The sequence below is a fragment of the Paracoccus sp. (in: a-proteobacteria) genome, assembly GCF_030538695.1.
Classification (GTDB): domain Bacteria; phylum Pseudomonadota; class Alphaproteobacteria; order Rhodobacterales; family Rhodobacteraceae; genus Paracoccus.
The window spans coordinates 16,354-38,427 of sequence record NZ_JAUNTN010000011.1; the positions used below are offsets into that span (position 1 = coordinate 16,354).

Annotated in this window: 25 protein-coding genes and 1 pseudogene; 12 read left to right on the forward strand and 14 right to left on the reverse strand. The window is 62.2% G+C overall.

What is annotated here, in order from left to right:
- Positions 1–45: 45 nt before the first annotated feature.
- The gene (locus Q4G24_RS07425; protein ID WP_303365882.1) at positions 46–1,761 is read left to right on the forward strand and encodes an alpha/beta hydrolase; all 1,716 of its coding nucleotides are present in this window, start codon (positions 46–48) and stop codon (positions 1,759–1,761) included.
- 3 nt (positions 1,762–1,764) lie between these two features.
- Here the strand turns inward: Q4G24_RS07425 and Q4G24_RS07430 are convergent, their stop codons facing one another.
- From Q4G24_RS07430 to Q4G24_RS07445, 4 genes are all read right to left on the reverse strand, one after another.
- Complete coding sequence (locus Q4G24_RS07430; RefSeq protein WP_303365883.1) at positions 1,765–2,841, reverse strand: AI-2E family transporter; 1,077 nt, start codon at positions 2,839–2,841, stop codon at positions 1,765–1,767.
- Positions 2,842–2,956: 115 nt separating this feature from the next.
- Entirely contained in the window at positions 2,957–5,644 is a 2,688-nt protein-coding gene (gene gyrA, locus Q4G24_RS07435) for a DNA gyrase subunit A (protein WP_303365981.1), read from the reverse strand.
- A gap of 130 nt (positions 5,645–5,774) precedes the next feature.
- Positions 5,775–6,248, reverse strand: a complete 474-nt coding sequence (locus tag Q4G24_RS07440; RefSeq protein ID WP_303365884.1) for a disulfide bond formation protein B — start codon at positions 6,246–6,248, stop codon at positions 5,775–5,777.
- The gene (locus Q4G24_RS07445) at positions 6,248–6,826 is read right to left on the reverse strand and encodes a YqaA family protein (RefSeq protein ID WP_303365885.1); all 579 of its coding nucleotides are present in this window, start codon (positions 6,824–6,826) and stop codon (positions 6,248–6,250) included. Before Q4G24_RS07445 ends, Q4G24_RS07440 begins: the two co-directional genes overlap by 1 nt.
- A gap of 118 nt (positions 6,827–6,944) precedes the next feature.
- On the opposite strand from Q4G24_RS07445, the gene Q4G24_RS07450 reads away from it, so the two are divergent.
- Positions 6,945–7,787 carry a neutral zinc metallopeptidase gene (locus Q4G24_RS07450; protein WP_303365886.1) on the forward strand — a complete coding sequence of 281 codons (843 nt, stop codon included), beginning with the start codon at positions 6,945–6,947 and terminating at the stop codon, positions 7,785–7,787.
- Between the two features lie 32 nt (positions 7,788–7,819).
- Here Q4G24_RS07450 and Q4G24_RS07455 read toward each other — a convergent pair whose 3' ends face one another.
- Positions 7,820–7,999 carry a hypothetical protein gene (locus tag Q4G24_RS07455; protein ID WP_303365887.1) on the reverse strand — a complete coding sequence of 60 codons (180 nt, stop codon included), beginning with the start codon at positions 7,997–7,999 and terminating at the stop codon, positions 7,820–7,822.
- 49 nt (positions 8,000–8,048) lie between these two features.
- Here Q4G24_RS07455 and Q4G24_RS07460 point away from each other — a divergent pair, with 49 nt between their 5' ends.
- Positions 8,049–8,510, forward strand: coding sequence for a type II toxin-antitoxin system RatA family toxin (locus tag Q4G24_RS07460; RefSeq protein ID WP_303365888.1), 462 nt, complete (start codon positions 8,049–8,051; stop codon positions 8,508–8,510).
- Here Q4G24_RS07460 and Q4G24_RS07465 read toward each other — a convergent pair.
- The 3 genes and pseudogenes from Q4G24_RS07465 to pth form a co-directional block, all read right to left on the reverse strand.
- Positions 8,495–8,875 (reverse strand): DUF2237 family protein, encoded by a 381-nt coding sequence (locus Q4G24_RS07465; RefSeq protein WP_303365889.1) that lies wholly within the window; start codon positions 8,873–8,875, stop codon positions 8,495–8,497. The genes Q4G24_RS07460 and Q4G24_RS07465 overlap by 16 nt on opposite strands.
- A 9-nt stretch (positions 8,876–8,884) precedes the next feature.
- Complete coding sequence (locus Q4G24_RS07470) at positions 8,885–9,961, reverse strand: DUF2332 domain-containing protein (protein WP_368660929.1); 1,077 nt, start codon at positions 9,959–9,961, stop codon at positions 8,885–8,887.
- Positions 9,962–10,101: 140 nt separating this feature from the next.
- Positions 10,102–10,674, reverse strand: a pseudogene (gene pth / locus Q4G24_RS07475) (aminoacyl-tRNA hydrolase); the annotation flags it as partial.
- Between the two features lie 173 nt (positions 10,675–10,847).
- On the opposite strand from pth, the gene Q4G24_RS07480 reads away from it, so the two are divergent.
- The 5 genes from Q4G24_RS07480 to Q4G24_RS07500 all read left to right on the forward strand — a co-directional run bounded on the left by Q4G24_RS07480 (position 10,848) and on the right by Q4G24_RS07500 (position 14,185).
- Entirely contained in the window at positions 10,848–11,480 is a 633-nt protein-coding gene (locus Q4G24_RS07480; protein ID WP_303365891.1) for an ATP-dependent Clp protease proteolytic subunit, read from the forward strand.
- A 109-nt stretch (positions 11,481–11,589) separates the two neighbouring features.
- Positions 11,590–12,855 (forward strand): ATP-dependent Clp protease ATP-binding subunit ClpX, encoded by a 1,266-nt coding sequence (clpX, locus tag Q4G24_RS07485; protein ID WP_303365892.1) that lies wholly within the window; start codon positions 11,590–11,592, stop codon positions 12,853–12,855.
- Between the two features lie 109 nt (positions 12,856–12,964).
- The gene (locus Q4G24_RS07490) at positions 12,965–13,348 is read left to right on the forward strand and encodes an NADH:ubiquinone oxidoreductase subunit NDUFA12 (RefSeq protein WP_303365893.1); all 384 of its coding nucleotides are present in this window, start codon (positions 12,965–12,967) and stop codon (positions 13,346–13,348) included.
- Positions 13,349–13,352: 4 nt separating this feature from the next.
- Positions 13,353–13,820, forward strand: a complete 468-nt coding sequence (locus Q4G24_RS07495; RefSeq protein ID WP_303365894.1) for an MlaD family protein — start codon at positions 13,353–13,355, stop codon at positions 13,818–13,820.
- Positions 13,817–14,185, forward strand: a complete 369-nt coding sequence (locus Q4G24_RS07500) for a DUF2155 domain-containing protein (protein WP_303365895.1) — start codon at positions 13,817–13,819, stop codon at positions 14,183–14,185. Before Q4G24_RS07495 ends, Q4G24_RS07500 begins: the two co-directional genes overlap by 4 nt.
- Here the strand turns inward: Q4G24_RS07500 and aat are convergent.
- The 5 genes from aat to hisF form a co-directional block, all read right to left on the reverse strand.
- On the reverse strand, positions 14,146–14,766 hold the full coding sequence (gene aat, locus Q4G24_RS07505) for a leucyl/phenylalanyl-tRNA--protein transferase (RefSeq protein WP_303365896.1): 621 nt from the start codon (positions 14,764–14,766) through the stop codon (positions 14,146–14,148). The genes Q4G24_RS07500 and aat overlap by 40 nt on opposite strands.
- On the reverse strand, positions 14,767–16,131 hold the full coding sequence (gene accC / locus Q4G24_RS07510; protein WP_303365897.1) for an acetyl-CoA carboxylase biotin carboxylase subunit: 1,365 nt from the start codon (positions 16,129–16,131) through the stop codon (positions 14,767–14,769).
- Positions 16,132–16,139: 8 nt separating this feature from the next.
- Entirely contained in the window at positions 16,140–16,652 is a 513-nt protein-coding gene (gene accB / locus Q4G24_RS07515; RefSeq protein ID WP_303365898.1) for an acetyl-CoA carboxylase biotin carboxyl carrier protein, read from the reverse strand.
- A gap of 98 nt (positions 16,653–16,750) precedes the next feature.
- Complete coding sequence (locus Q4G24_RS07520; protein WP_303365899.1) at positions 16,751–17,068, reverse strand: phosphoribosyl-ATP diphosphatase; 318 nt, start codon at positions 17,066–17,068, stop codon at positions 16,751–16,753.
- Between the two features lies 1 nt (position 17,069).
- Positions 17,070–17,828: an imidazole glycerol phosphate synthase subunit HisF gene (hisF, locus tag Q4G24_RS07525; protein WP_303365900.1), complete on the reverse strand. Its 759-nt coding sequence runs from the start codon at positions 17,826–17,828 to the stop codon at positions 17,070–17,072.
- Between the two features lie 89 nt (positions 17,829–17,917).
- Between hisF and Q4G24_RS07530 the strand changes: the two genes are divergently transcribed.
- Positions 17,918–18,388, forward strand: a complete 471-nt coding sequence (locus Q4G24_RS07530; RefSeq protein ID WP_303365901.1) for a DUF302 domain-containing protein — start codon at positions 17,918–17,920, stop codon at positions 18,386–18,388.
- A gap of 18 nt (positions 18,389–18,406) precedes the next feature.
- On the opposite strand, the gene Q4G24_RS07535 is transcribed toward Q4G24_RS07530, so the two are convergent.
- Positions 18,407–19,099: a metal-dependent hydrolase gene (locus Q4G24_RS07535; protein ID WP_303365902.1), complete on the reverse strand. Its 693-nt coding sequence runs from the start codon at positions 19,097–19,099 to the stop codon at positions 18,407–18,409.
- A 78-nt stretch (positions 19,100–19,177) separates the two neighbouring features.
- Here Q4G24_RS07535 and Q4G24_RS07540 point away from each other — a divergent pair, with 78 nt between their 5' ends.
- The 3 genes from Q4G24_RS07540 to gatA are packed head-to-tail and all read left to right on the forward strand — an operon-like array spanning position 19,178 to position 22,053.
- Complete coding sequence (locus Q4G24_RS07540; protein WP_303365903.1) at positions 19,178–20,230, forward strand: aldo/keto reductase; 1,053 nt, start codon at positions 19,178–19,180, stop codon at positions 20,228–20,230.
- A 57-nt stretch (positions 20,231–20,287) separates the two neighbouring features.
- Positions 20,288–20,575 carry an Asp-tRNA(Asn)/Glu-tRNA(Gln) amidotransferase subunit GatC gene (gene gatC, locus Q4G24_RS07545; RefSeq protein ID WP_303365904.1) on the forward strand — a complete coding sequence of 96 codons (288 nt, stop codon included), beginning with the start codon at positions 20,288–20,290 and terminating at the stop codon, positions 20,573–20,575.
- The gene (gene gatA, locus Q4G24_RS07550) at positions 20,572–22,053 is read left to right on the forward strand and encodes an Asp-tRNA(Asn)/Glu-tRNA(Gln) amidotransferase subunit GatA (RefSeq protein WP_303365905.1); all 1,482 of its coding nucleotides are present in this window, start codon (positions 20,572–20,574) and stop codon (positions 22,051–22,053) included. The genes gatC and gatA overlap by 4 nt, the downstream gene beginning before the upstream one ends.
- Positions 22,054–22,074: the final 21 nt, after the last annotated feature.

The following is a 22,074-nucleotide window of genomic DNA, read 5'->3' on the forward strand; positions in this document are numbered from 1 at the left end:
CACCTCAGATGTGCAGGATAGCCGAACGTCAAACGAGATGATGCCATGACTGATACGAACCAGACTGATCCCGACCGTTTGCTGCACGCCGCGCAGGCGCGGATCACCGGCGGGCTGTCGCCCTCGGCGGCGGCCTTGGCGCTGACGGATTGGGCGCTGCATCTGGCCAATTCACCGTCACGACAGGCAGCACTTTGGGGTGAGGCCGTGCAGTTGCAGGCGCAGTTTGCCCGCTGGCTGGTTTCGGGTGGCAAGGCTGATGCGCCGATCTCTGAGCCGCAAAAGGACCGGCGGTTTCGGGATGATCGCTGGCAGAAACAGCCCTATACGGCGGCGGCGCAGGGGTTTCTGGCGACGGAAAAGCTGTGGGATACAGCCACGCAGGATATTGACGGCGTGTCGAAACATCATCTGGATATGCTGCGCTTTGGTGGGCGGCAGGTGCTGGATATGCTGTCGCCCTCGAACAGCCCGCTGCTGAACCCCGAGATCGCTGAGCGTATCCGCGAAACTGGCGGTATGAACCTGTTCCGTGGTGCGCAGCATATGTTCGAGGACTGGCTGCGACAGCGCGACGGCCTGCCGCCCGCCGGGACCGAGGCGTTCCGGGTTGGCAAGGAACTGGCCGTCACCCCCGGCAAGGTGGTGTTCCGCAACGATCTGATCGAGCTGATCCAATACAGCCCAACCACGCCGCAGGTGCGTCCGCAGCCGGTGCTGTTCGTCCCCGCGTGGATCATGAAATATTACATTCTGGACCTGCGGCCCGAAAACTCGATGGTGCGCTGGCTGGTGGATCAGGGCTTTACCGTCTTTATGATCTCATGGCGCAATCCGGGGGCGGAGATGCGCGATTTCGGCATGTCGGATTATGCCGAACAGGGCGTGCTGGCGGCACTGGATGCGATTGCGAAAATCGTCCCCGATCAGCAGGTTCATACAGCGGGCTATTGCATCGGCGGCACGCTGTTGTCGCTGGTGGCGGCGCTGCTGGGGCAGCGGGGGCAGGACCGTCTGGCCTCGGTCACGTTGTTTGCGGCGCAGATGGATTTTTCCGAAGCGGGCGAGCTGATGCTGTTCATCGACGACAGCCAGCTTGCCTTTCTGGAAAGCATGATGGCGGAAAAGGGCTATCTGGAATCCGATCAGATGTCGGGGGCGTTCCAAATGTTGCGCTCAAGCGATCTGATCTGGTCGCGGATGGTACGGGACTATCTGATGGGGGAACGCGCGCCGGTCATCGACCTGCTGGCATGGAGCGCCGATGCGACGCGGATGCCAGCGCGGATGCATTCGGAATATCTGCGCAAGCTGTTTCTGGATAATGATTTCGCCGGTGGACGCTATCATCTTGGCGACACGCTGGTGACGCCGCCCGACATTCCGGCACCGATCTTTCAGGTCGGGACCGAGGCGGACCATGTGGCACCGTGGCAATCGGCGTTCAAGGTGGCGCTGCTGACCGATGTGGATGTGACCTTCGTGCTGACCAGCGGAGGCCATAATGCCGGGATCGTCAGCCCGCCGGGCCATCCGCGCCGCCACTATCGTATCGGCACGCTGGCCGAAGATACGCCGCTGACTGCGCCCGAGGATTGGCTGGCACAGACCCCGGAGCTGCCGGGGTCATGGTGGCCGGCTTGGGCAGAATGGCTGGCCGCCCGTTCCGGCGATCCGGTCAAACCGCCCGCCATGGGAGCGCCACGTCGGGGGCTGAAAGTGCTGGCCGATGCGCCCGGCACCTATGTGCTGGAACGCTGAGCCTCAGACCGGGCGTATATCTTCGTCAGGCAGTTCATCATCGGGCAAACCCTCGCGCGACAGCATCACCGCCAGCGGGCGCAGCCACGGCACCTGAGCGCAGACGACCATCAGCACCACCATCATCGGCACCGCCAGAAACATCCCTGGCACGCCCCAGATTGCGCCCCAGAAAGCCAGCGACATGATAATGCCAAAGCTGGACAGGCGCAGCGTCTGTCCCAGAAGCATCGGGTCCAGAATATTGCCGATCAGGAATTGCAGCATGGTGCAGGCCACGCCCACGATCAGGGTCAGGGCGATGTCATTGGACAACAGAAACGCCAGCACAAAGGCAATGACCGTTGCCACGATGGACCCGATCGACGGGATGAAGTTCAGCACAAAGGTCAGCATGGCAACCGGCCCGGCCAGTTCCAGTCCGGCAAGTTTGAACACACACCAGACGGCCAGCGCGGTCACAAGACTGACGCCGGTTTTCACCACCAGATAGCGGTTCACCTTATGCATGATGGTGGCAATGATTTTGCGCACCACTTGCGCCTGTTGCGGGTCGCCGGTCAGCCGTTCGATCTTGACCGGGAACCAGACACGTTCCGCGAACATGAAGCCCACAAACAGCAGCACCAGAATACTACCCGACAGGATATTGCTGGCCTGACCGGCCATCGGGCGCACCCAACCGGCAAAGTTAAAGCTGCGGAACACCGCCTCGACGGAGGATTGCACCTGTGGACCAAAGGATTCCAGCAGCAGGGGCAGGGTGCGTTGCGCCTGTTCCGCATAGGAAATCGCGGTGCTGGCGACCTGGTTCACCTGGGTGATGATCGTGGTTGATATCCACAACAGGCCCAAAGCAATCGCCGCCAGCGCAAGCAATGTGGCAATCACATTCGGCACGCCGCGCCGCGCGATCGCGTTGATCGCATCCGAGGTCAGCGAGAAAATGATAATTGCAATCGCCAGCGCAATCAGGATGAACCGCGCCTGCACCAGCAGGAACAGCAACAGCGCAAAGGCGATAATGCCCAGAAACCCGGTCTGAAGTCGCTCGCGCAGAACGGTTGCTTCATCATTCACGAAAGGCAGCTCCTGCTGTTATCTTGTGTCTATAAGTCTTCCAAGGCTTCAAAGCGCCCGGAAAATGATCCGGCGGACCATTTCCAGCGGGTAGGGGGACTGGTCAGCCCCCTTTTCAGACCTCGGCCCCGTCGTCCTCATCTTCGCCCTGTTCCGCGATCCGCGCAACCGAAACGACGACTTCGCCTTCGGCGGTGTTGAACACCCGGACCCCGCCTGCCGTGCGCGAGCGGAAGCTGATCCCGTCTACCGGCACCCGGATCGACTGGCCTGTGGATGTGGCCAGCATGATCTGATCGTCGCCCTCGACGGGGAAGCTGGCGACCAGTTCGCCGCCGCGCATGGCCTTGTCCATCGCCATCACGCCCTGACCGCCGCGCCCACGCAACGGGTAATCATGCGATGACGAAATCTTGCCCGCGCCGCGGGCCGTGATGGTCAGAATCAGATCCTCGGCCGCGGACATTTGGGCATAACGCTCGGCGCTGATGCTGCCCTCAGCCACGGTTTCTTCATCCTCATCTGCCTCTGCGCCATCATCCAGCGCACCCGCCACGGCGCGGCGCATCTTCAGATAGGCAGCGCGTTCGGCCGGGTCAGCCTCGAAGTGGCGGATAACGGACATGGACACCACGCGGTCGCCCGCAGCCAGACGGATGCCGCGCACGCCGGTCGAATCGCGGCCTTTGAACACGCGCACAGCGGTGGCACCAAAACGGATCGCGCGACCCGCCGCCGTTACCAGCATCACGTCGTCATTTTCAGTCGCCATGCGCACACCGATCAGGCTGACGCCCTCGGGCAGTTTCATGGCGATTTTACCGTTGGATTTCACCGTGGTGAAATCGGACAGCGCGTTGCGGCGCACATCGCCCTGATCGGTGGCGAAAATGGCCTGATAGCTGTCCCATTCGGTTTCTGGTGCATCGACGGGCATCAGCGCGGCGATGCTGGTGCCTGGCGCGATGGGCAGCAGGTTGACCAGCGCCTTGCCCCGCGCATTGCGCCCGCCAAGCGGCAGCCGCCAGCATTTCAGCCGGTAAACCATGCCGTCGGTGGTAAAGAACAGCAGTTCGGTATGGGTATTGGCGACAAACAGCGTTGTCACCACGTCGTCTTCCTTGGTGGCCATTCCGGCCAGCCCTTTGCCGCCGCGCCGCTGGGCGCGGAACTCGGCCAGCGCAGTGCGCTTGATATAGCCGCCGGAAGTGATGGTCACGACCATATCTTCGCGTTCGATCAGGTCTTCGTCGTCCATGTCGCCAGACCAGTCGGTGATCTCGGTGCGGCGGGGGACGGCGAACAGTTCACGCGCCTCGGTCAACTCGTCACTGATGATCGACATGATGCGCTCGCGTGAGGCCAAAATCGCCAGATAATCGCGGATCGCATCGGCCAGTTGGCGTAATTCATCGGTGACTTCCTGCACGCCAAGCTGGGTCAGGCGTTGCAGGCGCAGGTCCAGAATGGCGCGGGCCTGCACTTCGGACAGGTTGTAGGTGCCGTCCTCATTCACCGGATGCAGCGGATCGTCGATCAGGCGCAGATATTCGATAATATCATGCGCAGGCCAGCGCCGGGTCATCAGCCGTTCGCGGGCCTCGGCAGCATCGCGTGAGGACCGGATGGTCGCCACGACCTCATCCACGTTCGAGACCGCCACGGCCAGACCGCACAGGATATGGCTGCGCTCACGCGCTTTGCGCAGCTCATAGGCGGTGCGGCGGGCGACGACTTCTTCGCGGAAGGCAATGAAATGGGTCAGGAAATCGCGCAGGGTCAGTTGCTCGGGCCGGCCCCCGTTCAGCGCCAGCATGTTACAGCCGAAAGAGGTCTGCATCTGGGTAAAGCGGAACAACTGGTTCAGCACCACCTCGGGGGTGGCGTCGCGTTTCAGTTCGATCACTACGCGCACACCGTTGCGGTCGGATTCGTCCTGCACATGGGCGATGCCCTCGACCCGCTTTTCCTTGGCCAGTTCAGCGATTTTCTCGATCAGCGTGGCCTTGTTGACCTGATAAGGCACCTCGTCGATGACAATGGCAAAGCGATCCTTGCGCAACTCTTCGATATGGGTTTTCGCGCGGATGATGACGCTGCCGCGCCCCTCAAGATAGGCTTTGCGTGCGCCCGAACGGCCAAGGATCAGCGCCCCGGTGGGGAAATCCGGGCCGGGGATATAGCGCATCAGCGCTTCGGAGGTCAGGTCAGGTTCGGCAATCAGCGCCTGCGTGGCGTCGATCACTTCGCCAAGGTTATGCGGCGGGATATTGGTGGCCATGCCCACGGCGATACCGCCCGCACCATTGACCAGCATGTTCGGGAACCGCGCCGGCAGCACGGTCGGTTCGCGGTCCTTGCCGTCGTAATTATCCTGAAAATCGACGGTTTCCTTGTCGATGTCGGCCAGCAGCCAGTTGGCGACCTTGGCCATGCGCACCTCGGTATAGCGCATGGCGGCCGCACTGTCGCCGTCCATCGAGCCAAAATTGCCCTGACCGTCCAGCAGCGGCAGCGACATGGAGAAATCCTGCGCCATCCGCACCAAAGCGTCATAAATTGCCGCATCGCCATGGGGGTGGTATTTCCCCATCACATCGCCCACCGGCCGCGCCGATTTACGATAGGGCTTGTCAAAGGTATTCCCCGCCTCGTGCATGGCATAAAGGATGCGGCGATGAACCGGCTTCAGCCCGTCGCGCAGATCCGGGATCGCGCGGCTGACGATAACCGACATCGCATAGTCCAGATAGGACGTTTTCATCTCGTCCGAGATGGACACGATCGGCCCGTCATGGGCCATGACGGGGCGTTCCGCGCCGGTTTCATCCTCGGGGGTATCAGAAGGGGTATCCGCCACGGCAAACCTCTATATCTTGTTGCCGTTCCCTATAGCGCCCCTGCGGCTTGGGTGCAATCTTTGCCGCACCGGTTCAGCGCCGCCGCAGCCCGGCGACCATCCACAGACACAGCAAAACCGAGGTCGCAATCGCGTTCCAGCCCGCCATCGAGACGCCAAACAGCGACCACGCCACCTCGTCGCAGCGCACTACCGGCGCGGCCTTGATCTGTGCCATCAGATCCTGCACCGACAGGTTGGCGATATTGCCACTGCCGCTGCAATCGCTTGGCCCGGCCCACCAGCGCGCCTCGACCCCGGTGTGATACAGCGCCAGCCCAAGCGCCACCGCCGCCGCAATCGCGCCAAGCCAGATGAACAGCCGCTGCGGCACCGGCAGAAACCAGATCGCCGCCCCGATCACCGCCGCCGCCAGATGTGGCCAGCGTTGCAGGATGCACAGATGGCAGGGCGCATAGCCCGCCACCTGAAACATCAGCGCCGCCAGCAGCAGTCCTGCCGAACCCGCGCCCGCAAGCGCCGCAATCTGTCGGTTGGTCACGTTCATCACAAATACCTCAGGGCTACGAAGCCGCCGATCAGCGCCACGACAAAAACCGTGAACAGGATCCCAAGGCGGCGTTCGATGAACTCACGGATCGGCGCACCATAGCGCCACAGCAGCCATGCCACGATAAAGAACCGCAGCGCACGGGCGAAAATCGACACCCCAATGAACACGGGCAGGGACAGCCCGACCGCGCCGGAAAAGATGGTGATGACCTTGTAAGGAAACGGCGTCACCCCGGCGACCAGAACCGCCCAGCCGCCCCATTCGTCGAAACGGGCTGAAATATCGGCAAAAGCAGCCTCTTTGCCATAAAACGCAAGGATATTCTGGCCGATGCTGTCCATCAGCGCCGCACCGATCCAATAGCCGAACAGCCCGCCAAGAACCGACCCCAGTGTCGCCACCGCCGCGATCCATGCCCAGCGGGTCGGCGCGGCCAGCACCATCGGAATCAGCAGCACATCAGGCGGAATCGGAAAGAACGAGCTTTCGATGAAAGCAACGGCGAACAGCGCCCACATCGCATGACGATGCCCCGCAAGCCCCATGGTCCAGTCGTAAAGCCGTCTTATCATGCGTTTCTGCCCCTTGATTGCGGCTGGCATGGCAAGGCAAAAGGGAACCGTCAAGGCGCGAAAGCGTTACCAAGGGCATTTCCGCCCAAGCGGGCGATTTTCAAAGGGCAGCAATCGGATGCAATGGCGGGGACGGCGTGAAAGCCGCAATATCGAAGATCGGCGCGGCATGGGTGCCGCAGGAGCAGGCGGGGTTGGCGTTGTCGGGATGCTGGCGGTGCTGGCGGTCGGTTATTTCTTTGGCATCGACATCTCGCCGCTGGTGAACCAGACCGCGACCACGCAGGGCCAGCAGGGCGAACTGAACGCCGAGCAGCGTGAATATGGCGAATTCGTTGGTGTGGTTCTGGCCGATACCGAAAATGTCTGGTCGCGGGTGCTGCAGGAACAGGCGGGCCAGACCTACCGCGAGCCGTCGCTGGTGCTGTATTCCGGCGTCACCCGCTCGGCCTGCGGTGGGGCGGAATCCGCGATGGGGCCGTTCTATTGTCCCGGCGATCAGAAGGTCTATCTGGACACGGATTTCTTTGACTATATGCAGCGTCGCATGGGCGCGGGCGGGGATTTCGCCGCCGCCTATGTGATTGCGCATGAAATTGGCCATCATGTGCAGAATCAGCTTGGGGTGCTGGGGCAGGTCAACAGCCTGCGGGCGCGGGTGTCGCAAACCGAAAGCAACCAGTTGTCGGTGCTGACCGAGCTTCAGGCCGATTGCTTTGCCGGGATTTGGGCGCGTCAGCAGCAGGACCGTTTCGGCACGCTGGAGGCCGGCGATATTCAGGAAGCCATGCGCGCCGCCGAGGCCGTTGGTGATGATGTGATCCAGTCCAATGCCGGGCGGGTGCCGATGCCTGACAGCTTCACCCATGGCAGTGCCGAACAGCGGCAGGACTGGTTCATGCGCGGCTATCGCAGCGGTCAGATCGCAAGCTGCAACAGCTTCCGCGAGGCGGGCCTGTAACCGCGCGGCCCTGCGATCCCGTGTCGTAGGGCTTAACGCAACCCACGCGGCGGGCGCTCCATCGTCGCCCAATCGGGCCAAAACCCCAGCTTTTCAATCGCCAGCATCAGCAGCCCCGCCGCGATGATCCCGAAAACCAGTTTGACCATCCGCGCCGATGGTGGTCGATGCGCCCATTTCGCCGCCCGGATCAGCCATGTCAGGTTGTTCATCCCTGCCTCCTTTTGTTAACCAGACCCGCACCAACCCTGCGAGGCCGCCTTGCCGCAAAGCTCTGATTCCCGCGTTCTGCCTTATTCGGCGCAACAGATGTATGATCTGGTGGCCGATGTTGAAAGCTATCCGCAATTCTTACCATGGAACAGCGCCGCCCGCATCCGTTCGCGCACAGCGCACCCGGACGGGGCCGAGGTGATCGAGGCCGATCTGGTCATCAGCTTCAAAGTCTTCCGCGAAAAGTTCGGCAGCCGGGTGACGCTCTGGCCAGAGGCGAAAAAGATCGACACCGAATATCTGGACGGCCCGTTCAGCCATCTGAAAAGCGGTTGGAGCTTTACCGATATGCCCGGCGATACGCCGCGCTGTCAGGTCGATTTCTTTGTGGATTTCGAGTTTCGCAACGCGATTTTGCGCAAAGTCATCGGCGTGGTCTTTGCCGAGGCCATGTCCCGCATCATCCGCGCTTTCGAGGACCGGGCGCGGGTGCTTTACGGCCCGCGCTGATCCAGCGCGTGACGGCGTAACAGCGCCAGCGGCACGACTTCCAGCGCGGCTTCATGGCTCGCCTCCAACACGACCTTGGGCGCGGCATATTCCTGCGCGGCTTGCAGGAAACGCGCCGCGCAAAGGCACCAGCGATCACCGGGTTTCAGCCCTGCAAAGCGATAGTCCGGGCGCGGCGTGGTCAGGTCATTGCCAAGGTATTTGGACACCGCCAGAAACTCGGCCGTGACCACGACGCAAATCGTATGGCTGCCACTATCCTCAGGGCCGGTGTTGCAGCAACCATCCCGATAAAACCCGGTCAGTGGGTCCATCGAACAGGGCTGCAACGCGCCCCCAAGCACATTTCGCGCAGGTCTGGTCATGGTGGCAGGCTAGGGCCATGCCTGCGCCGGGTCAATCGCAACCGGCCGCCAGTCAATCCAGCGGCCATGGAAATCCGCGCGGCCAAGATCCCAGCCTTGCGCCGCGCCATTCCACAACCGCAACCGCAGCCCGGCACCGGGGGCAGCGCCATCGGCCTCCATCCCGAAATGCGCCAAAGGCGCCTCTGGCATGGCTGCTGCCCCAGCGCGTTGCAAGGCGGCCTCGCATCGGGCCTGTGTTTCGGGCGGGAAATATTGCCAGGCAATCGTGTGATACACAAATCGCAGCCGACCGGGGGCAGGGCGTGCCAGCCGTTCCCCCAGCCATTGCGCGGCATCCCCCGCACGGACGGGCGCGGCCTGCCGCTGTGCCAAAGCAAGCGCCGCCCGCAACCGTGCCAACCGCGCAGGCTGATCCGGCCAGCAATAGGCCAAAAGCCGCAACTCATCCCGCGAGGGGTCCAGCGGATTCAGATCGACGCCCGCGGCCTCCGCAACAACCCATTCCACGGGTGCAGGTGGCGCTTTTCCCCGCCAGTCCGGGCGCAATATCACCCCTATCTTTTGTCTATAAATATCCAAATCCGCTGCGTTCAGCCCAGACTGAGGCTGAAAATCAAAACTCGGCCAGTTCAGGTTCAATCCGGCGCTGGCCCCAAGTTCGGAAATCTCCAGCGGAAGCGATGCGCCCAAAAAACGCGCCGCTGCAATGATCGCCGCCGCCCGCCCGGTTTCATTCGTTTGCGGTGGGCTGTCCAGCCAGTCCAGCACGAACCGTTGATGCGTGGCGATGGTTTCAAGCAGCAGTCCCGGTTCCACATCGCCACGCTGATAGGCCCGTGCCAAAACCGGCGCGCTTCCCTGTAATACCAGCGCATGCAATGCACCGGCCAGCCGCAGCGGCACCGAATCACCGGCGCTTGAGGTGTCGCCGGGCCAATCCAGAACCTGCCGCGCAACCGGCCCCTGATCCCTGTTCAAAACCAAGCCCAAGGTTTGGCAGACCCGTGCCGTCAGTTCCGACCCCAAGGATCGGCAGGACCGGGCCTGCGCCGCAAACGCCTCTCTGACGCTCAGGAAAACCACTTCTTCAACGCCTGCAATCGTCCTTCCAGACTGGTTTCAGTCGGGGGTGCCACCCCATTGTCTTTCATCGGTTCTTTGGCCGAGGGCTTCGCCGCCACGGCTTTTCCTTCGGGTATGCGCGTTCCTTCGCGTCCTGTATTGCGCGGCGGCGCAACCCGCATCGCCACCACATTCTGGAACCGCCCGGAATCCCCGCCCGCCAAGTCCGCGGCCCCGTCCGAGATCCCCCGCAGCAGATCATCCAGCCCGTCCTGCTCGGCTTTGGCGAAATCCGACAGCACATAACCCGCCACCCGGTCCTTGTGTCCGGGATGCCCGATGCCCATACGCACCCGGCCATAGGCCTCACCAATATGCTGGTGGATCGAGCGCAGCCCGTTATGCCCCGCATGACCGCCGCCCTGCTTGACCCGGCATTTTCCCGGCGCGAGGTCCAGCTCATCATGGAAAACGACCACATCGGCGGGGTCCAGCTTCAGATAGCGCATCGCCTCACCGACGGATTGCCCCGACAGGTTCATGTAGCCCTGCGGCTTCAGCAGCGTAACCCGCTGACCCCCCAGCCGTCCTTCTGCAACCAGCCCCTGAAACCGCGCCCGCCAAGGGCCGAAACCATGATCCGCCGCGATTCGATCCAGTGCCATGAAACCGATATTATGCCTGTTATCCTGATACTTCCCCCCCGGATTTCCCAAGCCGACAAACAGTTTCATAGCGCACCTCTCGTTTACATTGGGTTAACGCAGCCGAAGATTTTTTTCCATCACTTGCGGAAAATGGGTGTCGTTACTAAGACTCTGTAAACCTTTCGCGGCTATCAAGGTGTCAGGCAAACCGGCCAGATCCCGAATCGCGAAGGAGACCACATGCAGGCAGGAAGACATAAATGACCGATCCGGCAGAGTTTTACATGAACACGCTTGTCCCGATGGTGGTCGAACAGACCTCGCGCGGGGAACGGGCCTATGACATCTTTTCGCGCTTGCTCAAGGAACGGATCATTTTTCTGTCCGGCCCCGTCCATGACGGCATGGCCACGCTGATCTGTGCGCAGCTTCTGTTCCTTGAGGCGGAAAACCCCTCCAAGGATATTTCCATGTATATCAACAGTCCCGGCGGTGTCGTCACCGCGGGCCTGTCGATTTATGATACCATGCAATACATCCGCCCGCGCGTTTCGACGCTGGTGGTCGGGCAGGCGGCTTCGATGGGTTCGCTTCTGCTTTGCGCCGGTGAGAAGGGGCATCGCTTCTCGCTGCCCAACAGCCGGGTGATGGTGCATCAGCCCTCGGGCGGCTTCCAGGGGCAAGCGACGGACATTCTGATTCACGCGCGTGAGACCGAGAAACTGAAACGCCGCCTGAACGAGATCTATGTCCAGCACACGGGTCAGACGCTTGAGGCTGTCGAACAGGCGCTGGAGCGTGATCGCTTCATGTCGCCCGAAGAGGCAAAGGACTGGGGGCTGATCGACGAGGTGCTGGCACCGCGCGGCAAGGCTGGCCCGGAGACGAAATAATCTGGTCCTATTGTGACAGCAGGCTTGCGCCTTTAAGATAGGGCGGTGCTGTCCAGAATAGCGAACCGGCCGGGGTCCGTCCCCGGCACAGGAGACGAAGGAACGGAATATGGCTGAACAAGGCAGTGGCGAGAGCAAAAACACGCTCTATTGCAGCTTCTGCGGCAAGAGCCAGCACGAGGTTCGCAAGCTGATCGCGGGTCCGACGGTGTTCATCTGTGATGAATGTGTCGAATTGTGCATGGACATCATCCGCGAGGAAACCAAATCGTCGGGGATCAAATCCGGCGAAGGGGTGCCGACCCCGCGTGAAATCTGCGCGGTGCTGGATGATTATGTCATCGGACAGGAACACGCCAAGCGGGTTTTGTCGGTCGCGGTGCATAACCACTACAAACGCCTGAATCACGGGTCCAAGCAGGACATCGAACTGGCCAAGTCGAACATTCTGCTGATCGGCCCGACCGGCTGTGGCAAGACCCTGCTGGCCCAGACGCTGGCCCGGATTCTGGATGTGCCATTCACCATGGCCGATGCCACCACGCTGACCGAGGCCGGCTATGTCGGTGAGGATGTGGAAAACATCATCCTCAAGCTGTTGCAGGCGTCGGAATATAACGTCGAACGGGCGCAGCGCGGCATCGTCTATATCGACGAGGTGGACAAGATCACCCGCAAGTCCGACAATCCTTCGATCACCCGTGACGTGTCGGGCGAAGGGGTGCAGCAGGCCCTGCTGAAAATCATGGAAGGCACCGTCGCCAGTGTGCCGCCCCAAGGCGGGCGCAAGCATCCGCAGCAAGAGTTCCTGCAAGTGGACACGACCAACATCCTGTTCATCTGCGGCGGCGCTTTTGCCGGTCTTGACCGGATCATCGCACAGCGCAACAAAGGCACAGCGATGGGCTTTGGTGCCAGCGTCAAGGAAAATGATGATCGCGGCGTTGGTGAGCTGTTCAAGGAACTGGAACCCGAGGATCTGCTGAAATTCGGCCTGATCCCCGAGTTTGTTGGCCGTCTGCCGGTGATTGCAACGCTTGGTGATCTGGATGAAGGCGCGCTGATCACTATTCTGACCAAGCCGAAAAACGCGCTGGTCAAGCAGTATCAGCGGCTGTTCGAACTGGAAAACGTCAAGCTGACCTTTACCGAAGATGCCCTCAGCGCCATCGCCAAGCGTGCGATCAAGCGCAAGACCGGGGCGCGGGGGCTGCGCTCGATCATGGAGGATATTCTGCTGGATACCATGTTCGAACTGCCCGGTCTGGACAGTGTGGCCGAGGTGGTCGTCAATGAAGAAGCCGTGGATGCGGCTCAGGCCAAGCCGCTGCTGATCCATTCCGACAGCCCGAAGGAAGCGGCCAGCGCCGTATAAAACCGGGGCGCGGCCTTTGGGTCGCGCCTGTTCTTTGCGCAGGCTGGCTGGACCTTGCCTGCAAAATGCGCCATATCGCTGACAAGTTGCCTGCCCGGAGGTTCCGCCTGTGTCCATCAAATCCTATCTGATCCGCGCACTAAGCTGGTGGAACAGCCAGACATGGAACACGCAGTTCTGGACCTGGCGTCATGGCGTCAGGGTCGGTGAGGACGCGCAGGGCAACATCTATTACCATACCAAGGATGATAAGCGTCGCTGGGTGATCTATAATGGTGAGTCCGAGGCCAGCCGCGTGCCGCCGGATTGGAATGGCTGGCTGCATTTCACCTATAAAGAACCTCCGACCGAAGCAACGCTGGTGCATCGTGACTGGCAGGCCCCCCATGAAGAAAACCGGACGGGCCAGCCGGGGGCTTATTATCCTGCCGGGTCGCTCTACCGGGCTGATCCGAAGGCACGCAGCGATTACGACGCCTGGCAGCCGGAATAAACCTGTGACAAAGGCGCTCGAACGGGCCGAACTGTTAACTGGCGCTGCGGTTCTTGCTGTCGCGGCAGGGTTTCTGCTTTGGGCGACGGGTGGAACCGGGGGCATGTCGGGCGCACGTTATGATCTGCGGGCGGTGTTTCCCGATGTGGATGGCGTGACGCGCGGGACCGATATTCGCGTGGCCGGAGTCAAGGTCGGGCGGGTCAGTGATGTGCGGCTGAACCCCGAAACCTATATGGCCGAGGCGGTGCTGGACCTGCCTGCCGACCTGCTGTTGCCAACAGACAGCGCGGCTCTGATCCAAAGCGATGGGCTGCTTGGCGGGGCCTATATCCAGCTTCAGCCGGGTGGCGCGCCGGACAATCTTATGCCGGGGTCCGAGATTGAGGATGTGCAGGGTGCTGTCAGCCTGCTGTCCCTGATGATGAAATTCGTTGATTCGCAATCCGATGGAACCGAGGGCCAACCATGATCCGGGCTTTCTCATTGATCGCTGCTCTCGCCCTTGTCGCCAACCCGGCGCTGGCGCAGGAACGCACCGCCCGCGCGGATGCGGCTTTGTTGCGCGGTTTGGACAAGATTTCCGGGCAGAGCACCGATTTATTGGTGAATGTCGGGGAAGCGGCGACCTATGCCCGCTTGCAGGTGCGGTTGTCGGAATGTCGCTATCCGGTGGATAACCCGTCCAGCGATGCTTACGCGCTGATGACGGTGACGGACACGCTGTCACGGCAGGCGCTGTTTTCGGGCTGGATGGTGGCGTCCTCTCCGGCGCTGTCGGCGCTGGACGATGCGCGTTATGATGTCTGGGTGATTTCCTGCCAGTCGGGCAACTGAATTGATCCGAAAACAGCCCGTATATTCAGGGCTTTGGCCAGGCGGGTGCGGTATTCGTCGCGGCTGATCTCGACCCCGCCCATACTGGCCAGATGCGGGGTGATGAATTGCGTGTCGCATAGGGTAAATGCGCAGTCACGCAGATGTGCGGACAGCCAGAGCAGTGCCATTTTTGATCCGGACCGCCGTGCCGAGAACATGCTTTCGCCAAAAAACGCTCCGCCAAGCGAAACGCCGAACAGCCCGCCCGCCAGCCTGCCATCATGCCAGATCTCGAGGGAATGGGCGTGGCCCATCTGGTGCAGCGCCGCGTAGAGGTTGAATAGCGGCGCATTGATCCAGGTTTCCGGGCGGTTCGCACAAGCGCGAACGATATCCGAAAAACAATGATTCACGCTGGCCGACCAGTTGCCCCGACGCAAATCCCGACGCAAAGACCGCGAGGCATGGACGCCCCCGACCGGCAGCACCCCGCGAAGGGGCGGATCATACCAGTGCAGATCGGGGCTGTCCGCCGAATCCGCCATCGGGAAAATTCCGGCGGCGTATCCGGTCAGCAGCATTTCGGGCGTCAGCACCACTCAGCGGCGCCCGAAGTCGTCGTCCTTATGGGCCTCCAGCCAGCGTTCCAGCCAGTGAATCGAGTAATTCCCCGATTGAATGTCCGGGTCGCGCAGCAGGGCGCGGAACAGCGGGATCGTGGTGTCGATCCCATCCACGATAATCTCGCCAAGAGCGCGATTCAGGCGCGACAGGGCTTCGTCACGGTCGCGGCCATGCACGATCAGCTTGCCGATCAGGCTGTCATAATAGGGCGGGATCGAATAGCCGTCGTAAAGTGCCGAATCGGTGCGCACGCCAAGACCGCCTGGTGCGTGATATTGGGTGACCTTGCCGGGGCAGGGCGCAAAACTGGGCACGCGCTCGGCATTGATGCGGACCTCGATGGCGTGACCGCGGATGGACAGCTTGTCCTGCTCGAACTCCATCGGCAGGCCGGCGGCGACGCGGATTTGCTGGCGCACCAGATCGACGCCATAGATCGCCTCGGTCACGGGATGCTCGACCTGAAGGCGGGTGTTCATCTCGATGAAATAGAACTCTCCGTCTTCATAGAGGAACTCGATCGTGCCGGCACCGGCATAGCTGATGCGCGCAACCGCGTCGGCACAAATCTTGCCGATATGGGCGCGCTGTTCCGGGGTGATGACGGGGCCGGGGGCCTCCTCGAAAACCTTCTGGTGGCGGCGCTGCAAGGAACAGTCGCGTTCGCCCAGGTGAACTGCGCGGCCGTTGCCATCGCCAAAGACCTGCACCTCGATATGGCGCGGTTTTTGCAGGTATTTCTCGATATAGACATCGGGGTTGCCAAAAGCGGCCTTGGCCTCGGCGCGGGCGGTGCGAAAGGCGATTTCCAGCGCAGCCTCGTCCACGGCAACCTTCATGCCGCGCCCGCCACCGCCAGCGGTGGCTTTGATGATAACCGGATAGCCGATTTCAGCCGCGACCTTTTGCGCGGCTTCGAAATCGGCCACGCCGCCATCGGACCCCGGCACACACGGCACGCCAAGCGCCTTCATCGTGTCCTTGGCGGTGATTTTATCGCCCATGATGCGGATGTGTTCCGCCGAAGGGCCGATGAAGGTGATGTCGTGATCTTCCAGCATCTGCGCGAAGCCAGCGTTTTCCGACAGGAACCCATAGCCGGGATGGACGGCCTGTGCGCCGGTGATCTCGCAGGCGGCGATGATGGCTGCGGGGTTCAGGTAGCTTTCCGCCGAGGACGCAGGGCCAATGCAGACCGATTCATCCGCCATACGGACATGCATTGCATCGCTGTCGGCGGTGGAATGGACGGCAACGGTGCTGACGCCCATTTCCCGCGCCGCGCGGATGACGCGCAGGGCGATCTCGCCGCGATTGGCGATCAGGATTTTGTCGAACATCGCGGGCCTCACTCGACCACGACGAGGGGGGCGCCGAACTCGACCGGCGAGCCATCCTCGACCAGCAGGCGCTTGACGGTGCCGGCGCGGGGCGAGGGGATGTGGTTCATGGTTTTCATCGCCTCGACGATCATCAGCGTGTCGCCTTCGGCAACGCTCTGGCCGATCTGGACGAAGGGCGCGGCACCGGGTTCGGGGGCCAGATAGACGGTGCCGACCATGGGGGACGTGACCGCGCCGGGCAGGTTGGCCGGGTCTTCGACCACCGGCGCGGCGGGGACCGGTGCTGCTGCCGCAGGGGTTGCCGGAGCGACCTGCGGGGCCGGGGCTGCGGTCTGCACCACCACTTGCTTACCATGTTTCGACAGGCTGACGGTCAGCCGGTCGTTTTCGCTGTATTCCCGCTTGACCGACAGTTCGGTCAGTTCGTTGCGGTTCAGCAACTCGGCCAGCGCCTGAATGAAGGTCACATCGCCGTCGTGAAACTTGCGGTCCTGCTTGCTGTCGGTATCTTTGCTCATGCCGTCCTCTGCCTGATAGCCTGCCGCTGCTCTCGCGGCGATTTTGTGGGGTTTATAGACCGTTCGCGCGGCCAAGAAAAGCGTGGGCGAACGTGGCGTCAGCTTTTGGGGCGTGCGGCCTTTTCCGCAAGGCCGGATTGGGCGCTGCGCCGGTCCAGTTCGGCCATCACCTGATCCAGCGTCACGTCGCGCGCGGCCAGCATGACAGCAAGGTGATAGATCACATCGGCAGCCTCGGAGACCAGCTTTTCGTGGTCGCCCTTGATCGCCTCGATAATCGCCTCAATGGCTTCTTCGCCAAACTTTTCGGCGCATTTCTCGGGGCCTTTGGCCAGCAGTTTCGCGGTCCAGCTTGCGTCGGGATCGGCGGATTTGCGGGCCGCGATGGTGGCGGCAAGGCGGTCAAGTGCGGTCATGTTACAGCCTCACGGGGATACCGGCGGCGGCCATATGGGCCTTGGCCTCACCGATGGTATAGGTGCCAAAATGAAAGATCGAGGCGGCCAGAACGGCGCTGGCATGGCCTTCGGTGACGCCTTCGACCAGATGGTCCAGCGTTCCGACCCCGCCCGAGGCGATCACCGGAATATCGACCGCATCGGCAATCGTGCGGGTCAGCGGCAGGTTGAACCCCGCCTTGGTGCCATCGCGGTCCATGCTGGTCAGCAGGATTTCCCCGGCCCCTTTGGCGGCGACGGTTCGGGCGAACTGAACCGCGTCGATGCCGGTCGGGCGGCGCCCGCCGTGGGTAAAGATTTCCCAGCGCCCCGGTGCCACGGTCTTGGCGTCGATGGCGCAGATGATGCACTGGCTGCCGAAACGGTCGGCGGCCTCGGCAATCACATCGGGGTTCGCCACGGCGGCAGAGTTGAACGAGACCTTATCCGCCCCCGCCAGAAGCAGGTCGCGCACATCATGGTGCGAGCGCACTCCCCCGCCGACGGTCAGCGGCACAAAGCATTGCTCTGCCGTGCGCGTCACCAGATCGAACATGGTGCCGCGATTCTCATGGGTGGCGTGGATGTCCAGAAAACAGATTTCATCTGCCCCGGCGGCGTCATAGGCTTTGGCAGCCTCGACCGGGTCGCCGGCGTCGATCAGATCGACAAAGTTCACGCCTTTGACCACGCGGCCATCGGCCACGTCCAGACAGGGAATGATGCGGGTTTTCAGCATGGCGGGTTTCCTGTTTTGCGGAACCTTTAGCGTCAAAGGCGGTTGGCAACCAGAGGCAGCATCCGCCTTGTTCATCGAAAGGGAGAGAGATGAAGCGTTTCATTGCCGCGATTGCCTTTGCTGCTGTCGGCCTTGGTGCCGGGGCGGCCAGTGCCGATAATCTGCTGCGCAAGGCGTCTGACGCCAGCGTTACCGACAGCGTGGCGCGTCTGGTGGCGGCTGCCGAAAGCGCGGGGGCGACGGTTTTTGCCACTGTCGATCATGGTGCCGGTGCGCGTGGGGTTGGCGCGGATATCGGGGAATCGCAACTGGTGATCGTTGGCAACCCGCAGGCGGGAACGCCGGTGATGGAGCGAAACCGGCTGGCCGGGCTGATTCTGCCGTTGCACGTGCTGGTCTATGAGGATGCCGAGGGTAAGGTTTGGGTCGCTTACGAGGATATTGGCGACCGGCTGGACGATCTGGAGGCGCTGGACGATGACCAGCCCGAGGTGCAGGCGCTGGCTGCGGCGCTGGACCGGCTGACTTCGGTTGCGGCCGGGGGTGCGGCGGGCGGTTGAGGCACCGCCCTTCCGGCCCTACAGATCCACGGTTTCCATGACCTCTGGCGTCAGTACGCGGACGCCCGGCAGGCCCTCGATCAGCGGGGCGGCGTCCTGCGCCAGCAGCGGGAAGGTGCGGTAATGCACCGGAATCACCGTCTGAAAATTGAAATACTTCCGCGCGGCAAAGGCGGCGCGGGCCATGTCCATGGTGAAATGGCCGCCCGCTGACAGGATGCCGATGTCGGGGCGGTGATATTCCGCCATCCAGCCCATATCCGCCATAATGTCGGTATCGCCCGAGACATAGGCCACCCGTCCGTCACCTGCGATCATATAGCCCGATTCGTGGCCCGCATAGACAGGGCCATCCGGGCCGGGGAAGGATGAGGAATGAACCGCGTTCACCATCGTCACTTTTGCCCCGTTCAGATCAACGGTGCCGCCTTTGTTGAAGCCGATGACCTCTAGCCCGTGACGGGTTTCCCAGTCGCTCATCAGGTCAAAGATCCCCGCGACGGGGATTTTCAGCTCTTGCGCGATGGCGACCACATCGCCGGCATGGTCGAAATGGCCATGGGTCAGCAGGATATGGGTTGCACCGGCCAGCGCCTCGGCACGGTGGTCGGCAGGAAACATCGGGTTTTCGGTCAGCCATGGGTCAATCAGAATTGTGGCACCTTCGACCTTCAGCCGCACGCCGGAATGGCCAAGCCATGTGAATTGCATCACTCTGTCCTTCCTCGGGTTGCATCTGCGCTATCCTCGCGTCAGTTTGCGCCCGAGTTCAAGACATAAGGCACAACGATGAAGCGGGTGAAACTGGGCCTGAATGGCCCCGAGGTCAGCGAAATCTGTCTGGGGACCATGACCTATGGCAACCAGACCGGACAGGATGACGCGTTCGCACAGATGGACCGGGCGCTGGATGCAGGTATCAGCTTTTGGGATGCGGCGGAAATCTATCCGGTGAACCCGGTGCGGAAGGAAACCTGCGGCAGGACCGAAGAAATCATCGGTAACTGGCTGGCCGCGCGCGGCGGCCGCGACCGGGTGCAGATCGCCACCAAGGTCGCCGGGCCGGGCAGCGCCCTGCGCGATGAGGGCTTCTCGCCCGAGATCATGCAGCAGGCGGTCGAAGGCTCGTTACGGCGGCTGCAAACCGATGTGATCGACCTGTATCAGATGCACTGGCCGATGCGCGGGCATTACCATTTCCGGCAGATGTGGGGCTATGACGCCTCGGGGCAGGATCGGGCGGCCACGGTGCAGCACATCGACGACATGCTGGGCATGATGCAGAACCTGGCCGATCAGGGTAAGGTGCGGGCCTTTGGTCTGTCGAATGATACGGCTTGGGGTATCACGCAATGGGTCACACGCGCCGAAGGGCGCGGCCCCCGCATCGTCAGCGTGCAGAACGAATATTCGCTGACCTATCGCAGCCATGATACGGATATGGCCGAGGCTTGTGTGAACGAAAACGTCACGCTGCTGGCCTATTCGCCGCTGGCGGCGGGGCTTTTGACCGGGAAATACGCTTTTGACACGGTGCCAGAGGGCAGCCGGGTGACGGTCGATCTGGCCACGGGCGGCAAGGGCAACCTTGGCGGGCGCAAGACTGACCGTGCCGCAGCGGCGGTCGAGGCTTACCGGGCGCTGGCCCGCGAATACGGGCTGTCGCTGATCCAGATGGCGCTGGCCTTTATCCGCCAGCGACCTTTCCCAGTGATTCCGATCCTTGGGGCAACCAGTGACGCTCAGCTTGCTGAACAACTGGCCGGTCTGGATACGGTCCTGCCCGAGGACCTGCTGGATCGGATCAATCAGACCTATCGCAGCCATCCATTCCCCTACTGACGCTTGCGGCAGCGCGGCGGCGGGGCTAAACCCGCCGCAATACCGAAAGGAACCTTCATGTCCATCACCCAAGACGAGGCCCGCAAGGTTGCGCATCTGGCCCGCATCGCCGTGGCCGAGGCCGACCTGCCCGCGCTGGCCTCTGAGCTGAACGCCATGCTGCATTTCATGGAGCAGTTGAACGAAGTCGATGTCGAAGGCATTGAGCCAATGACCGGCGTCGAAAAAATGCGCCTCAAGCGCCGCGAGGATGTGGTGACGGCGGGTAATATGCCGGATAAGATTCTGGCCAATGCGCCGGATGCGCGTGAAGGGTTTTTCGCCGTGCCGAAGGTGGTGGAATGAGCAAGCTGAACGAACTGACCATTGCCGGTGCGCGGGACGCGCTGAAGGCGCGTGAAACCAGCGCAGTTGAGCTGACCGAAGCCTGCCTGACCGCCATTGACGGGGCGGCGGCGCTGAATGCCTTTGTCTCGACCACCGCCGACAAGGCGCGGGATATGGCACGGGCCGCCGATCAACGCTTGGCCACGGGCGATGCGCCCGCCATGTGTGGTGTGCCGGTGGGCATCAAGGATCTGTTCTGTGTCGAGGGCGTGGAAACCCGTGCTGCCAGCAACATCCTGAAAGGTTTTGTGCCACAATATGAATCGACCGTGACCCGCAACCTGTGGGACGCGGGTGCAGTCATGCTGGGCAAGCTGAACCTTGATGAATTCGCCATGGGGTCCAGCAACGAAACCAGCGCCTATGGCAATGCGGTCAACCCGTGGAAGGTGGGCGGGCGCGCGTTGACGCCGGGCGGCAGCTCGGGCGGCTCGGCGGCGGCGGTGGCGGCGGATCTGTGTCTGGCCGCAACCGGCACCGATACCGGCGGCTCGATCCGTCAGCCTGCGGCGTTTACCGGGATCGTCGGGCTGAAACCGACCTATGGCCGGGTCAGCCGCTGGGGGACGATCGCCTTTGCCAGCTCTCTGGATCAGGCCGGGCCGATGACGAAAACCGTGCGCGATGCGGCGATCATGCTGGGCGCCATGGCCTCGGTTGATCCGATGGATTCGACCAGCGCCGACCGCCCGGTGCCGGATTACGAGGCCGCGCTGACCGGCGATATCCGCGGCAAAAAGATCGGGATTCCGCGCGAATACCGCATGGACGGGATGCCCGTCGAGATTGATACGCTGTGGCAGAAGGGCGCCGATATGCTGCGCGATGCCGGGGCTGAGATTGTCGAAATCAGCCTGCCGCATACCAAATACGCGCTGCCCGCTTATTACGTCATCGCCCCGGCTGAGGCGTCGAGCAACCTGGCCCGTTATGACGGGGTGCGCTATGGCCACCGCGCCACGTTGGGCAAGGGCGATGGCATCAATGAAATGTATGGAAAAACCCGCGCCGAGGGCTTCGGCCCCGAGGTGCAGCGCCGGGTGATGATCGGCACCTATGTGCTGTCGGCGGGTTTTTATGACGCCTATTACAACCGCGCCCGCAAGGTCCGCGCCCTTATTAAGCGCGACTTCGATCTGGCGTTTCAGGCCGGTGTCGATGCGATCCTGACCCCGGCCACGCCAAGCGCAGCCTTTGGTCTGGGTGAGATGGCCGACGCCGATCCGGTGCAGATGTATCTGAACGATGTGTTCACAGTGACGGTGAACCTTGCCGGGCTGCCGGGGATCTCGGTTCCGGTCGGGCTGGACGGGCAGGGACTGCCTTTGGGTCTGCAACTGATCGGCCGTCCGTGGGAAGAAGGTGATCTGCTGAATCACGCGCTGGTTCTGGAACGTGCGGCGGGTTTTGTCGCCAAACCGGAACGCTGGTGGTAAGCTCGGCACATAAGCCGGAAA